Here is a 13,482-nt window from a genome sequence, read left to right on the forward strand (position 1 = left end):
CACCCCATCAATCTGATACCACCCTCAGATGGTTGATAGATCGACTCCGTAGTTGAGTTCCTCTGCGAAGTCCGGCAGTCCGTAACCGATGGTTTTCTTGTAGAAAGGAGAGACCTTCGCAGTCGGTGCCTTCTTCTTGTGCTTCGTGGTGTAGAGCATTCGTGCCCGCATCACCTCGAAGGAGTAACCGCGCCCTTCACGGTTCTTGTCCTTGGCCAGTCGGTTGATGGACTCCGTGTAAGCGTTGGTGACGGGCATGTCCGTCTCGAAGTAGGTCATGGTCTCTTCGCGCCAGTTTCCCACTGCCCTGACCAGATCGCTCCAGACTTCCTTTTGGCCCTTCGGGATGGTGGCTATCCACTCGTCCAGGGCGGCTTCTGCCTGGAGCCGTGTGGTGGCGTCCCAGATGCCGTAGAAGCGCTCCTTGTGCTCGTAGGCGGCCAGCAGTTGCGGGAACGCGCCTGTCCAGGTCTCCATGATGAGGCGCTCCCGGTCTGAGACTTCGTGAGCGCGTTTCAGCAGGATTTTCCGGTCTCCCTTGAGAGTCCGGCTCTGGGACGGTTTCAGCTCCTTTCTGAGGCCCTTGCGCACTCTCTCTAGGGCATCGTTGGCCATGCGCACCACATGGAACTTATCGACCACGATACGGGCCTGGGGCAGCACAGCCTTGACCGCTGCCCGGTAGGGGTTCCACATGTCCATGCTGACGATCTCGACCTTCTGCCGGTCTTTCAGCTTCATCAGGTAGTTGGTCACCACGTCCTGGCGGCGGGTGGCCAGCAGGTCGAGCAGGGTTCGCTCCTCAATGTTGGTCAGAATGCAGCGGTAGCGCTTGTTCAGGTATAGCTCGTCAATGCCCAGGATGCGGGGCGTCTCGAAGCGGTGCCAGCGCCCCAGGAACTCGGCGCGGGCGTTGAAGATGTCGCGCACCGTCTTCTCGTCCAGGCCGGTCTGTGCCGCCACAAAGGTGTAGGGGTGGTTGAAGGATTCCTTCTCCACGTACTCATGCAGCCGCAGTGTCATACGGAATCCGTCCACCATCTCCGGTAGCTGGGGCCTGAATGTTGTCTTGCAGGCCCGGCAGGTGTATCGGCGGCGGACCACCCAGAGAGTGACCCGCTTGCCGTGGATGGGCAGATCACGATAGGGAACGTCACGCTTGCCGAACCGTACGAACTCACCCTGCACGCCGCATTCCTCGCAGGCGATGGGATCGGGCACGTCCACCTGGAAGTGCATTTCGTCGTCGGTTGATTTGCAGCCCAGTACTTGGTATTGCGGCAGGTGAAGGATGTTGTCGGGAAGTTCGGTCATGGTGTTGTATAGGCGTAGGTGTCAGTCAGATCCATCCGGCTCGGCATTGGTGTTTGCTTTTTTACCCAACAAGCTGCTGGAAACGAAAAGTAAGGCACCGAGGACAATTGCAATATCAGCCAGGTTGAAGGCCGGCCAATGCCAGTCTCGCCAATAGAAATCAAAGGAATCCACAACATAGCCGCGAAAGACCCGGTCAATCAGGTTGCCCATGGCGCCACCGAGGATAAGACTGTAAGCGATGGCTTCTCCTTTATGACGATTTTCAAGGATCAGCTTGATCAGAAAAATCGAGACCACTACCGCGATTCCGATAAAAAAGTAGCGCTGCCAGCCTCCACCATTCGCAAAAAGACTGAATGCGGCACCGGTGTTCCATAGGTGCACCCAGTTAAAGAACGGGGTCACCGAAACATACTCGCCATAGGCCATTGATTGCTGCACCAGCCACTTTACAGCCTGATCAGACGCTGCCAGCAGGCCCGATATGGACAATAGGGCATACGGCGAGAGCTTTTTGCCAATAATGAGCATTATTTAACCCTTCAACGCCAAAATGCGTCTGGCACCGTTAAGTACAATGCCCCCCGCGATGGTGCCGATAATCAGATCCGGATAATTGGAACCGGTCCACGCGACCAGGGCGCCGGCGGTGATGACCCCCAGGTTGATCACCACGTCGTTGGCCGAGAATATCCAGCTTGCCTTCATGTGCGCCCCGCCTTCCCGATGTTTGGATATGAGCAGCAGACAACTGGTATTGGCAATCAATGCGACGAATGCGATAGCCATCATCACCAGCGATTCAGGCTCACTACCGAATACAAAGCGTCTCACCACCTCTACGAGCACGCCCACAGCCAAGATCAGTTGCAGTACACCAGCAAGATGCGCGGCACGTACCTGCATTTTCACGCTATGTCCAACCGCATAAAGGGCAAGCCCGTACACCGCCGCATCGGCAAAATTGTCCAGGGATTCTCCAATCAGGCCGGTGGACTGGGCGATCAGACCGGCAGTCATTTCCACCACGAACAGAAGTGCATTGATGCCGAGCAACCAGCGCAGGGTCCCGGATTCTTGCTTAGCAGAAGCTGCCGAAAACTCGGCGGCCTTGATGGTCTCCGGATTTGCAGCGACGGTTTCCTGAAGCGAGGCGCCTAGCCCCAAGGTCTTCAGTTTCGAGGTGACGGGCTCGACCTCGCCGTCATGCACGACCTTCAGCCGGCGGTTCGACAAGTCGAAGGACAGCGCCCGAATCTCCTCAAAGCCGTTCAGGGCTAGGCGAATCATTCGTTCTTCTGATGGACAGTCCATCTTCGGCACGGCATAAACACTGACCCATCTCCCTGGCGCCTCGGAGGAGGCCTGTATATCGGTATCCGCTGCGGACGTTGCATCACCGCCACAGGCGCCACCACAGGATTTGCTCATGATACGACTCCACTTGAACAATGTTGTGGTACCATTTAAAACTATAAAGCTACTATAAGGTCAATAGAGTAAAGAATCCGTTGGGGAGGAGGCTGATGCGCATTGGTCAGTTGGCGCAGTTGGTAGGGGTCGAAACACAGACGATCCGCTTCTATGAACAGCAGGGCTTGTTGCCGCCGCCTGATCGGCAGGACAACGGTTACCGTGTCTATACCGAGAAGCATGGTGAGGGGCTGGCCTTCATCCGTCGCTGCAGAATCCTGGGCCTGTCACTGGCTGAGATTCACGAACTACAGAGCTATCAGGACGACCCTCATCAGCCTTGTACCGCCGTCAACGCCTTGCTCGATGATCACATCTCTCATGTGCGGTCGCAGATAACCGCTCTGCAAGCGCTTGAGAAACAACTCGTTTCACTGAGAGCGAGTTGCAACGATGACCGGGAAGTTGAGGCGTGTGGGGTTCTTGCTGGAATTAGCGAAGGAAACATGCACCAGCAGTAGGTGAAGCATCAACCAGATAATCCGATGAGATGCCGGTCTGTCTCACTCTCATGCAAAGGTAAGATCAACCATTTAATCCGCTTACCCTAAGAAATTTCATCTTGCAGATAAAATCTGCCTTTGCCGTTATGATGTTTTGCTGGCCATAGCTTGAAAAGCGAGGATTTAACCTGTGTCATTGCTAAGTGAATACGCAAAGAAAGAGCAACTCCTGAAGCAGCTCTCCGAAGAGCTCAAGGCATTGGAGAGTGACCAGCGCCTACAAAGCGAGATCGAATTTAAAACCAAGCTTGAAACTCTGATGAATGAGTACGGCAAGAAAGCCAAGGATGTTCTCGAGCTGCTTTCGCCCAGCGATTCGAGCAACGCTTCGAATGTCTCGACCGCGAGTCGTCGGCGGAAAAGAAAACTCAAAATCTACAAAAACCCTAAAACCGGTGAGGTCATCGAAACCCGGGGTGGGAACCACAAGGTGCTTAAGTCTTGGAAAGACGAGCACGGTGCCGGTACCGTCGAAGGGTGGGTCGTGCGGGAAGAAGACTAATACCTGTGATCGTAGCTGTGCTGACGAACAGTATGCTGGCTTGATGAAGTGAGGGGACTAGCTGATAATGGTCATGCACCCCGTTGCCAACTGACGGTCATCAGTTGGTCCCTTTGGACTCTCCTTGGGTCCGAACCCAAAGCGCTATCACCTGGCGAAAGAGCGCACCCCCTCGCAGGCTCCGCTTGCACTACATTGGCGTGTATTCGGGTTCCAGGTTCCCTATGTTTCAGGTCGACCGGTCGTCGACCACTTCTTCAAGTCCATCTCGACCGGCCAGCCAGGCATCTCGTCAAAGGTGTCTTGCTGGCCGGTTGGACCTGTTTTTACCGTGGCGGCGCCCACCGCCTGACCCCTGGGCTCCCTTTGTGCGGGGATCCGCGCACAACCGTATCGGTCCAACGCCGTGATTCGGGACCGGATGCAGCGGCAATCGTCACCATGACTACGAGGGGCATGGCCGATGGCCGGCATAATGGCTGATTCATACTTGCTACCCGAACCGGTATCGGTAGCCCACTGGACGCGCAGTGCTGGTCCTCAATCCCAAGGCGAGGCGGCGAGTGTTCGCTGCCCCGGCTTGCGATTGACGATCGAGGTTTGGGGTTGACGCCGTGAAGAAGTGGCGCAATCCTGTCGATGTAAGCCGCTGGTCACTGACGGTCATCAGTGACGCCTTTTGCCTTCGGGCAATTCCCGAAGCCGTTAACGCATCCTGAGAGACGGCGCTCACCTGAGCCGGATGCCACTTCCGAATACTCGGCCTCGCGCCGAACCACCCATCCGGGGGAACACTTTCCCCGGTGGGGATGGTGTATCTCCTGGATTCCTGTGCCTCAATCCAAGGAGTAACACCATGTCCAACTCGACCGATAATCAGTTCTTCGATCTCCATATCACTGGCGTTGGCTACGTCAATCGGATCCGCAAGATCACGCCCAAGCGTGGCGATGCCTTCTGGGCTTGCGATATATCCGCGTTGAATGGTCCTTCCAATGATGTCGAGTATCGCCGTTTCGACTGCCGCGTCAGTGGTGTCGAAGCGGAGAAACTGGTCAAGAAGTTCGCCGCAACCGTGGCCGATCGCAAGGAGAAAGGGGCCAACGAGCCCAAGATCCTGATCGGTTTCAAACTCGGCGATCTCTATCCCGATCTGTTCACGCGGACCAAGGGCGATCGCGCTGGTGAAACAGCCGTGAGCCTCAAGGCGCGTCTATTGTTCGTCAATTGGGCCAAGGTGGATGGCGACAAGGTTTATGAAGCGCCACGGCGTGAAGAAACCGCGTCGACCCACACCAGTGGCCAGGCTGACGAAACAGCGTCGCAGGGAACCGATGCGCCTGCCCAACCCGTTGTCAGCGGATCGGTCGGTGCCGCCGAAGCGGTCATCTGATTCCACCACCTCACTATCCGGGAAAGCGTCAGCTTCCCGGGGGTGTGGTTCAACCCACCCGCTCGCAGGGAGATCTCTCCCTGGTGGGCGACATCTCCCTTGCAGCATTGACTGGAGATGTCATGTCCTATTTTTCTCGACTTCGCATCGCTCGCGCGATTTTCGACGCGGCCGATCGCATCAGCAGCAGCGTGACCGCTGCGTGTGTCGTTGCCGTGCTTCTGGGGCCAGCGCTCAAGGCGCAGCCTGATGGCTATTTCAGTGCCTTTTGGGCAGGCGCGGTCTTTCTCCTCCTGACCCTGATCGCTGGCATTGCCAAAGGCATGCTAGACTCACTCATAACCAAGGCCGAAGCCGATGGAGGTGATGCCTAATGGATTCTGCGACTCTGCTGCTTGGCACGATTTTCGTCGTTCTGACCGTTTCGATGACGATTGCCGGCGGTTATGCCTACTCCGTACATCGCAAGTTGGAAGCGCGACGAAAACGCTGATTCAGACAGATCTTTACACGTCATGACAGCCTCCTCCGGGAGGCTGTTTTCGTTTCGGCAGAATAGACCTGTCGAAACGCTTCCAGACAGCGCCGTCGCCAGACGGACTTAACGTTTCTTCTCCCACCCGGGGTCATTTCCCAGTGGGATGGCTCCATTCTTTCGAGGAGCCATCCACATGCAACCCTACTGCCTGCAACCTGGGTCAACCGGTGATTCACACAGTGTCTACGAGGGCACTTCTGTCTGGCCAGCGTGCCCGATCGGGTATCTGCGCCCGGCATACGACATAGAACGTGAACATGGTCACGGTCCCTGGATCGTATTCGACACGCTGGGCCGGCCCTTTTCCGGTAACTCACCCGAGAAGGCGCTTGACGCCTTCGCCACTCGTCCGATGACACGGGTCACGCTGATCTGAGTCTCTTCTGAATCCACTCACCCATTCGGGGCCACGCCCCGAGGGGGTGGCTCCTGTCCAATCGATACACGAAGGAGCAATCTCATGAGCGATACTCTGACCCATCAGCTGGCCCAGGAAGAAGTCGATGTCATTCTGGCCGCGCTTAGGCTGTTACAGCGAACGTCCAGTTGGGACATACCGGATGAGATTCAGGATATCGGGGGCGAGAGTCTGGATGTGGTCAACATCGACAGGCTATGCGAGATGCTCAATCTGGACGGTGTCGTTGATCATCAGGATGATCGCGACGTTCTGATCCGGCGCTTTCGCGCCGAGTTGTCGAGATCGGACTGGGATTCGGATACAGCGGCCAACCTGGCAACGACATTGGCCGATGCGGGTTGGCCGATATTCCTGCCTCAGGACGAGGGCTGGACGCTGGATGTTGTGAATGGTGCCTACACTGTCCTGGCGTGTGTTGAAGGACCCTTTCGATCCGATGCCAAGGCAGTAGCCTTTATTGGGCGACGCTTCGCCAGCGGCACGGACAGGTGCTGGATACCATTGGTATGACGGCTTGTGGGCATGGTATGCCGTTGATGCGAATCCTTGGCTACGGCGCCAACGCTGTCGACGTAGTGGTCTGTAGCGAGCTTCGCCCAGATGACTGTCTCGAGATCGGCTATCGCCTGCATCCTTTTGAGTCGGCCAGCTGGTCGATCTTCCGTCGCGACACCGATAACGGTGAAGCAAGATGGATCGCCGATAAGCCTGACCAGCAGGGAGCATTGCGATATTGTGCTGAGAGATTAAGCGTGACATTTAACGATGAGATCGTGAAGTCGTTTTCCACTTACTTTCAGTGATTCACTCCAAACGCCCTACGGGGCGTTTTTTGGGGTCTGCAAAAGCGGTACGAGTGCAATTAACATTTTCCGTCGCGAGTACCCTCAGCCTTCGGCACGGTGAACCCGATCACGATCATTCAGGTTCCCCGCGCGAGGCCAAACCCGATGTATTCCTTCCAGCAAACCCGTGTCGTCCCCTTAGCATTCTTGATTGCGCTGCTCGCCGGTTGCGCGCATCAGCAACCATCCCCGCAGCCAAGCGAGAGTGAGCGTCTGGCGGCCGACTATCCCGACGCCGAGAATATGGCCCTCTCGCAAAGCGAGGGGGCGCATCATTCCCGCGTCGTGGCCACCGGTCTGGATCAGCCCGCCTACGATGTCGAACCCGATGTCTACCGCGATCGCGATGTGTCACGAGTCGAGGTGATGCGAGGCGGGCGCTACGCCTTGGTTACGGCCAACGCCACGTTGCAGCAGCGCAACCTCCTCGAGCAGACCGTCAATGTCTCGATCCCTGCCTCTATGAGTCCGTCGGTCGAGGATGGCTTGCGCTACACCCTGCAGCAAACCGGTTACAGCCTCTGTGCGCCACAGGGCGAACCGCAGCAGCTGCTCTACAGCCGACCATTGCCGGCGGCGCACTTTCGCCTGGGGCCGATGCCGCTTCGCGAGGCCTTGCAGGTTCTCGCTGGTAGTGCGTTCGAAGTTCAGGCCGACCCCATCGCGCGAACCATTTGCTACCAGGTGCGCGATCAGAGACTGATCGAGGAGACCGGTCATGACGGATGATCGCCAGCGGCCCGTCGATCCCGGTGAGTCAGAGCCGGATCCCGATGACTCACAGCGTCAGGGGAGAAGCGACGATGAGCCCGATTACATCCCCTACGTAGAGAGCCGCCGGCGTTGGAGCCCGCTGCGATTGACGCTTCTGGGGCTCGGCGTCCTCGCTGTCCTGGGGGTGATCTATTTCGTTCTATTTGCCGGCTCCGAGCCGAAGGGGCCAACGCTGGAATCTCGATTGCAGTCCCAGCAGCAGGTCATCGATCAGCTGCGCGTGCGCATCGAGGAGCTGCAGAGCGGGCAGGACGAGCGTCGCAGTCAGGCCGAGGGTAACAGCAACCGCCTTGGCGAAATCGCCTCACGCCTCGACGATCTCGAGGCGCGTCGCCAGACATCTCCGCTGCAGGCGCTGCCCGAGCATGTTCAGGCGCTTTCCGATCGGGTCGATGAGCTGTCCAGCTCCGTGGACGTGCGATTCAGTGCCACGCAGGAGAAGGAGCAGTCGCTCGAGGCGTCAATCGAGGAGGTGCGCAAGCTCCGCGCGAGTCAAAAGACTGCCGCCCAGCAAAGTCAGCCCAGCCGTCAACGCCAGACCCGTCGCGCGCCCGAGCCGCCGTCACCGCCATTTTCGGTGTCGGGCGTCGAGTTGCGCGGTGGGCGCAGCTATCTCGCGGTGGCGTCTGGCAACGCGGGTCGCTTGAGCGATCTGCGTCTTGTTGGCGAGGGGCAGAACATCGGGTCTTGGCATCTGTCATCGATCGATGGCCATTCGGCAGCGTTCACCATCGACGGCCAGACCGTGGTCGTTCCGGTTCCTTGAGGAGAGTCCCATGACGATGATACGTGACCGACGCCTGGGCATCGCGCTCCTGCTGTTCGCTGCCTTGCCGGTCTGGGCACAAGAGGGGCAGGAGAGCGAGTCGACACGCATCGACCAGACCCAGGTTGAGCAGAGCAGCCAGCGGGCTGCCGAAGCCTGGGGCCTGAACCAGCAGGAGTATCAACGCTACGAGTCGATCATGGAGGGGCCGCGTGGCACCTGGTCCCCCAATCTGGATCCACTGACCGCGCTGGGCCTGGAAGCGCGTAGCCAGGCCGAGCGCCAGAAGTACGCCGAGAAGCTCGTCGAGACCGAGCGTGCCCGCGTCGAAGCGGAACTCGCATTCCAGCGCGCCTACGACGCCGCCTGGCAGCGGCTCTATCCCAACGACATGCCGGTCAACTCGTTCACCACGAAAGGGGGCGAGGACGCGACCCAATCGGTATTCGGCAGCAATCCGTCGGCATCCAGCCAGCGCCTGAATGTGGTAGTGGCCATCGAGGGGTGCAACCAGTGCGAGGCAACCGTGCAGCGCCTGCTGAACAGCGGGGCGGCCATGGACATCTGGGTTGTGGATTCCAACGGCGACGATGATCACATTCGCAGCTGGGCGGCCGAGGTGGGAATCCCGCCGACGAAGGTTCGCTCTGGAGCGATCACTCTCAACCATGGCGGATCGCTGAACGTCGATAGCAGTGAGCTGCCGCGTGTCGCGCCGAGGGGCTGAGTGATGATCTCGCGCGCGTTGAAAGCTGCAATGACTGGGCTGGTGACGGCGATAGTTGCCGGCTTGGCTTACGCCGAGCAACCCGACATCCCATCAGCCTATGTGGTCGCCGCCCAGGATCGTGGTGTACCGCCGACGGTGCTCTACGCGGTGGCCAGCGCGGAGTCGGGGGTCAGTCTCGATGCGGGGCATCGCCCCTGGCCCTGGACGTTGAACGTCGCTGGAGAATCGATGCGCTTCGGCGATCGAACCTCCGCATGCCGGGCGTTGACTGACGCGCTCAAGACAACGCAGATCGTCGACGTGGGGATCGCGCAGCTGAACGTGCGCTGGCAGCCGCAGTTATTCGGCGCTGGTCAGCGCTTCTCGGATCCCTGCGAGGGGCTCGATCCCTACGCCAATCTGGATGAGGCGGCGGCGCTGATTCGTCGCCACTTCGATGACGCTGGCGATTGGTTGATCGCAGCCGGGCGCTATCACCGTCCGGCAGGTGGTCGCCCTGCCGAGCGTTACCGAGCCGTGGTCAGTCAGGAGCTGGCTCGGCTCGGTACATCCCCCACTCTTGAGATGGGCCCGCCGGCGCGGATGGCAGCACGCCAGACATCCGCTTCGAAGCGACCACATCGACCTGCGCTAGCGTCAGTGGAGAGTGGCAGCCCTTCCGCGGCGGATGAGGCGCTGACCTGGGTGACCCCTGGCCCACGCTCTCCTGATACCGACGTCACCTGGGTAACGCCTGAACAGCGGCCCTGGATGGCCGATGTCGCAACTCGATAGGAGATCCGATGAAACGATCACGTTGCCTCAGCCTGATATTGGTAGGTTCGATGGCGCTGCTGTCGGCATCTGCACTTGCTCAGACTCCCATCGAGCGCCCACCGGGGCTGCCTCAGCTGACGGTGGTCGCCGATCACGGCGGCGAGCTGGCTCGACCTTACTACGTGGCCATCAAAGGTGCGGGCGTTGATGAGGAGGAAGGCTACTCGCCGCAGCTGGGTGGCGAGGCGCGTCCTGCCCGGCCCTTTGGAGAACAGGACATGCTGCCGCTCGAGAGCGAGCAGTTGACGCCCGGCACCGTCACGCCGCGTCAGCTGGATCTGCCCGGTGGGTTCACGCCTGTCTTTTTGGTCGGTGATGACGACCTATCCCGACAATGGCTGGCCCAGCGCGGCGACAGCTTGCGAGAGATGAATGCTGTGGGGCTGGTCGTGCAGGCAGCCGATGAGTCGTCCCTGCAAGCACTTCGCAACGCAGCCCAGGGGCTCGAACTTCGTCCCGTCTCAGGCGACGGACTGGCCGAACGACTAGGCCTTCGACACTACCCCGCGTTGATCAGTCAGCGGGGTATTGAGCAATGAGTAGCAACCATCCTCTCGAATCCCTCCTGCGACCCGCAGTCGAGCTATACACCGTCTGGATCTGCGCCGGCTGCGTTGTTCTGTGTATTTGGGCACCCTGGGCGCTGGCACTTTCGCCCAGTGTTGGCATCACCACGGCAGCGGGCTTTGCGGCGTTCGGCGCCTGGCGCTTTCGTCAGGCATGGGTCGTGCTGCGCTATCGCCGCAACATGCGTCGCCTGCCGCGCTTCGCGCTGCCGGCGCGCAAAGTGCCATTGAGCCGGCGGAGCTTGTGGTTGGGCAAGGGCTTCAGATGGGATGCCCAGCACACCCAGCGCCTGCACGAAGCCGCTCAGCCGGCTGCCAAGGGCTATGTCCAGCCGAGTCCGTGGTATCAGCGCGCCCGTCGTCTTGAGCAGTCGATGGAGGGTGGGGCGGTTGGCCGACATATCGCCGCGCTGTTGCGCTGGGATTCGATGCTTAATCCGGTGAGGCCGCTACCGCCGGTAGGCGGGCGTCCGGCGCTGCATGCCGTCGAGTGGCGAGAGCACGACGTCTGGATGCCGCTGGGTGAGCGGGTGGGTCACACACTGGTCGAGGGAACGACTCGCGTGGGCAAGACACGTCTGGCCGAGATCCTGATCACCCAGGACATCCGGCGTGGCGACATCACGATCTGCTTCGACCCCAAGGGGGATGCGGATCTGATGATGCGCATGTACGCCGAGGCCCAGAAGGCTGGACGGGGTGACGAGTTTTACATCTTCCATCTGGGCTGGCCGGACGTCTCGTGCCGCTACAACGCCGTGGGGCACTTTTCGCGGCTCTCCGAGGTATCGACCCGCGTCACCGGCCAGCTCTCCGGCGAGGGCAACTCCGCCGCGTTTCGCCAGTTCGCCTGGCGTTTCGTCAACATCGTCGCCCGCGCCCGTCACGCCCTGGGTGAGCGGCCAAGCTACGGCCAGATCCTGGCTGATGTGGTGAACATCGATGCGCTGTTGATGCAGTACGTCCAGCAGATGCTGGAGCAGCAGCTTCCAGGGTCGAACCAACAGATCACCGACATCGAGGGGAAGACCAACGACAAGAACACGCCTCGTAACCTGCAGGGGCGCCACAAGCGTGTGGTTGCGATCGTTCAGTACCTGCAGCAGCCCGACGTCATCGAATCGCTGAGCGACCCCGTGCTCGATGGCTTGCTCTCTGCAGTGCGCTATGACAAGACCTACTTCGACAAGATCGTGGCGTCACTTCTACCGCTGCTCGAGAAGCTGACCAGCGGCAAGATCGCCGAGCTGCTCTCGCCGGACTACGACGACATCGAGGATGAGCGCCCGATCATCGATTGGCAGCAGATCATTCGCAAGAAGGGGGTGGTCTATGTCGGCCTTGATGCGCTGAGCGATTTTGAAGTCGCTCAGGCGGTGGGTAATTCGATGTTCGCCGACATCGTGTCGGTCGCCGGTCACATCTACAAATTCGGGTCCGAAGATGGGCTTCCCGGAGAGGGTGGGAGCCAGAAGCTGCCGATCAACCTGCACTGCGATGAGTTCAACGAGCTGATGGGCGACGAGTTCATCCCGCTGATCAACAAGGGCGGTGGTGCCGGCATCCAGGTGACGGCCTACACCCAGACACTCTCGGACATCGAGGCGCGGGTCGGCTCCACGGCTAAGGCCGGCCAGGTGGTGGGCAACTTCAACAACCTGATCATGCTGAGGGTGCGCGAGGAGCGCACCGCGCGGTTGCTGACCGACCAGCTGGCCAAGGTGAACGTCTCGACCCGGCTGATGGTGTCGATGGCCAGCGACAACGCCGACGTGAACAGCGATCAGGACTTCAGCTCTTCGGCAGGCGACCGCGTCGGCACTGAGTCCGTGGAGATGCTGACCCCCAACGACGTGATCAATCTGCCCAAGGGGCAGGCCTTTGCGCTGCTCGAGGGCGGCCAGCTCTGGAAGATCCGCATGCCGTTACCGTTGCCGGACAAGACCGAGGACGTGCCGAAGGACGTGGCCGACATCGCGAGTCGCATGCGGGCGAAATACGCCACGGGCGATCAGTGGTGGACGGGCATCATGCCGCCGCCGATCCATATGGACTTCAGCAATCCGCCGAGTCTGCATGAGCCGGTCGAGCGTGATGCCACCGTGGTGAATGGCGGAGCCGGGGATGTGGGTCATGGCGAGGGATGAGGCACCGGCTCAGCGCGCCGAGAAGAAGCGCAGCGGGCTGGTTGGTACGCTGCTCAAGCTGCCGTTCACGCTGATATGGATCGTGTTGATCTCGATCATCTGCAGCGTGCTGATCGAGTGGGTCGGTATCTATTTCGACTGGTTCAGTCAGCCAGGCTCCGACCACGCACACCAGACCATGCTCGCCGAGATGGGCTATCTGGATAGCCAGTTCTCCCAGTCGCTGCTGGTGTCGTCCCCGGTCGAGTTCGCCACGATGATCGTAGACACCTGCTATGAATGGTTATTCGTGAAATCCGGCATCGCAGACTGGGTTGAGCAGGGAGCCGATGCCGTGGGTTGGGCGGGGACGCTGAAAACTTACCTGCAGGCGGCCATGTTCGTGACTCTGATGACCCTCACGCGCTGCGTCATTCTGATTCTGACATCGCCGTTGTTCATCATGGCCGCGTTGGTGGGCTTCATCGATGGGCTGGTGAGTCGCGATCTGCGCCGCTTCGGGGCAGGGCGCGAGTCGGCGTTCATCTATCACCATGCCAAGCGCATGGTGACACCAATCTTCTTGACCGGCTGGCTGATCTACCTGTCATTGCCGTTCTCGATCCATCCGAATCTGCTTCTGCTGCCGTGCGCGCTGCTGTTCGGGTTAATGATCGCGATCACCATATCGAGCTTCAAGAAATATCTTTAA

General features: G+C 59.6%; 16 protein-coding genes. 13 read left to right on the plus strand and 3 right to left on the minus strand.

Annotated elements, in window-relative coordinates; genetic code table 11:
* Positions 1 to 24: 24 nt before the first annotated feature.
* The 3 genes from AAGT95_RS13975 to AAGT95_RS13985 are packed head-to-tail and all read right to left on the minus strand — an operon-like array spanning position 25 to position 2,748.
* Positions 25 to 1,314, minus strand: coding sequence for an ISL3-like element ISPpu12 family transposase (locus AAGT95_RS13975; RefSeq protein WP_004574636.1), 1,290 nt, complete (start codon positions 1,312 to 1,314; stop codon positions 25 to 27).
* 21 nt (positions 1,315 to 1,335) lie between these two features.
* Entirely contained in the window at positions 1,336 to 1,848 is a 513-nt protein-coding gene (lspA, locus tag AAGT95_RS13980) for a signal peptidase II (protein ID WP_004863699.1), read from the minus strand.
* A 3-nt stretch (positions 1,849 to 1,851) separates the two neighbouring features.
* Positions 1,852 to 2,748, minus strand: a complete 897-nt coding sequence (locus AAGT95_RS13985) for a cation transporter (RefSeq protein ID WP_004574643.1) — start codon at positions 2,746 to 2,748, stop codon at positions 1,852 to 1,854.
* A 95-nt stretch (positions 2,749 to 2,843) separates the two neighbouring features.
* Here AAGT95_RS13985 and cadR point away from each other — a divergent pair, with 95 nt between their 5' ends.
* From cadR to AAGT95_RS14050, 13 genes are all read left to right on the plus strand, one after another.
* Positions 2,844 to 3,251, plus strand: a complete 408-nt coding sequence (gene cadR, locus AAGT95_RS13990; protein ID WP_004364961.1) for a Cd(II)/Pb(II)-responsive transcriptional regulator — start codon at positions 2,844 to 2,846, stop codon at positions 3,249 to 3,251.
* A 172-nt stretch (positions 3,252 to 3,423) separates the two neighbouring features.
* Entirely contained in the window at positions 3,424 to 3,795 is a 372-nt protein-coding gene (locus tag AAGT95_RS13995; RefSeq protein WP_342594188.1) for a histone-like nucleoid-structuring protein, MvaT/MvaU family, read from the plus strand.
* 856 nt (positions 3,796 to 4,651) lie between these two features.
* Positions 4,652 to 5,188, plus strand: coding sequence for an STY4534 family ICE replication protein (locus tag AAGT95_RS14000; protein ID WP_342594189.1), 537 nt, complete (start codon positions 4,652 to 4,654; stop codon positions 5,186 to 5,188).
* Positions 5,189 to 5,310: 122 nt separating this feature from the next.
* The gene (locus tag AAGT95_RS14005; RefSeq protein WP_071232228.1) at positions 5,311 to 5,562 is read left to right on the plus strand and encodes a hypothetical protein; all 252 of its coding nucleotides are present in this window, start codon (positions 5,311 to 5,313) and stop codon (positions 5,560 to 5,562) included.
* Positions 5,563 to 6,186: 624 nt separating this feature from the next.
* Positions 6,187 to 6,657: a hypothetical protein gene (locus AAGT95_RS14010; RefSeq protein ID WP_342594190.1), complete on the plus strand. Its 471-nt coding sequence runs from the start codon at positions 6,187 to 6,189 to the stop codon at positions 6,655 to 6,657.
* A complete protein-coding gene (locus tag AAGT95_RS14015; RefSeq protein ID WP_342594191.1) occupies positions 6,636 to 6,950 on the plus strand; it encodes a hypothetical protein in 315 nt (104 codons plus the stop codon). The genes AAGT95_RS14010 and AAGT95_RS14015 overlap by 22 nt, the downstream gene beginning before the upstream one ends.
* 285 nt (positions 6,951 to 7,235) lie before the next feature.
* On the plus strand, positions 7,236 to 7,721 hold the full coding sequence (locus AAGT95_RS14020) for a PilL N-terminal domain-containing protein (RefSeq protein ID WP_342594192.1): 486 nt from the start codon (positions 7,236 to 7,238) through the stop codon (positions 7,719 to 7,721).
* Positions 7,711 to 8,532 (plus strand): hypothetical protein, encoded by an 822-nt coding sequence (locus AAGT95_RS14025; RefSeq protein ID WP_342594193.1) that lies wholly within the window; start codon positions 7,711 to 7,713, stop codon positions 8,530 to 8,532. The genes AAGT95_RS14020 and AAGT95_RS14025 overlap by 11 nt, the downstream gene beginning before the upstream one ends.
* A gap of 10 nt (positions 8,533 to 8,542) precedes the next feature.
* Entirely contained in the window at positions 8,543 to 9,259 is a 717-nt protein-coding gene (locus tag AAGT95_RS14030) for a TIGR03759 family integrating conjugative element protein (RefSeq protein ID WP_342594194.1), read from the plus strand.
* Between the two features lie 30 nt (positions 9,260 to 9,289).
* A complete protein-coding gene (locus AAGT95_RS14035; protein ID WP_342594195.1) occupies positions 9,290 to 10,036 on the plus strand; it encodes a transglycosylase SLT domain-containing protein in 747 nt (248 codons plus the stop codon).
* Between the two features lie 8 nt (positions 10,037 to 10,044).
* Entirely contained in the window at positions 10,045 to 10,617 is a 573-nt protein-coding gene (locus AAGT95_RS14040) for an integrating conjugative element protein (protein ID WP_342594196.1), read from the plus strand.
* Complete coding sequence (gene traD / locus AAGT95_RS14045; protein ID WP_342594197.1) at positions 10,614 to 12,791, plus strand: type IV conjugative transfer system coupling protein TraD; 2,178 nt, start codon at positions 10,614 to 10,616, stop codon at positions 12,789 to 12,791. Before AAGT95_RS14040 ends, traD begins: the two co-directional genes overlap by 4 nt.
* Positions 12,778 to 13,482: a TIGR03747 family integrating conjugative element membrane protein gene (locus AAGT95_RS14050; RefSeq protein WP_342594198.1), complete on the plus strand. Its 705-nt coding sequence runs from the start codon at positions 12,778 to 12,780 to the stop codon at positions 13,480 to 13,482. The genes traD and AAGT95_RS14050 overlap by 14 nt, the downstream gene beginning before the upstream one ends.

The organism is Salinicola lusitanus (genome assembly GCF_038648475.1).
In the GTDB taxonomy this organism is placed as follows: domain Bacteria; phylum Pseudomonadota; class Gammaproteobacteria; order Pseudomonadales; family Halomonadaceae; genus Salinicola; species Salinicola lusitanus.

Coding starts and splice junctions, on each gene's coding strand:
- AAGT95_RS14035 (WP_342594195.1), top strand. CDS start 9,290: ATGACTGGGCTGGTGACGGCGATAGTTGCCGGCTTGGCTTACGCCGAG.
- lspA (WP_004863699.1), bottom strand. CDS start 1,848: ATGCTCATTATTGGCAAAAAGCTCTCGCCGTATGCCCTATTGTCCATA.
- AAGT95_RS14005 (WP_071232228.1), top strand. CDS start 5,311: ATGTCCTATTTTTCTCGACTTCGCATCGCTCGCGCGATTTTCGACGCG.
- AAGT95_RS13975 (WP_004574636.1), bottom strand. CDS start 1,314: ATGACCGAACTTCCCGACAACATCCTTCACCTGCCGCAATACCAAGTA.
- cadR (WP_004364961.1), top strand. CDS start 2,844: ATGCGCATTGGTCAGTTGGCGCAGTTGGTAGGGGTCGAAACACAGACG.
- AAGT95_RS13985 (WP_004574643.1), bottom strand. CDS start 2,748: ATGAGCAAATCCTGTGGTGGCGCCTGTGGCGGTGATGCAACGTCCGCA.
- AAGT95_RS14020 (WP_342594192.1), top strand. CDS start 7,236: ATGGCCCTCTCGCAAAGCGAGGGGGCGCATCATTCCCGCGTCGTGGCC.
- AAGT95_RS14010 (WP_342594190.1), top strand. CDS start 6,187: ATGAGCGATACTCTGACCCATCAGCTGGCCCAGGAAGAAGTCGATGTC.
- AAGT95_RS14050 (WP_342594198.1), top strand. CDS start 12,778: ATGGCGAGGGATGAGGCACCGGCTCAGCGCGCCGAGAAGAAGCGCAGC.
- AAGT95_RS14000 (WP_342594189.1), top strand. CDS start 4,652: ATGTCCAACTCGACCGATAATCAGTTCTTCGATCTCCATATCACTGGC.
- AAGT95_RS14040 (WP_342594196.1), top strand. CDS start 10,045: ATGAAACGATCACGTTGCCTCAGCCTGATATTGGTAGGTTCGATGGCG.
- traD (WP_342594197.1), top strand. CDS start 10,614: ATGAGTAGCAACCATCCTCTCGAATCCCTCCTGCGACCCGCAGTCGAG.
- AAGT95_RS14025 (WP_342594193.1), top strand. CDS start 7,711: ATGACGGATGATCGCCAGCGGCCCGTCGATCCCGGTGAGTCAGAGCCG.
- AAGT95_RS14030 (WP_342594194.1), top strand. CDS start 8,543: ATGACGATGATACGTGACCGACGCCTGGGCATCGCGCTCCTGCTGTTC.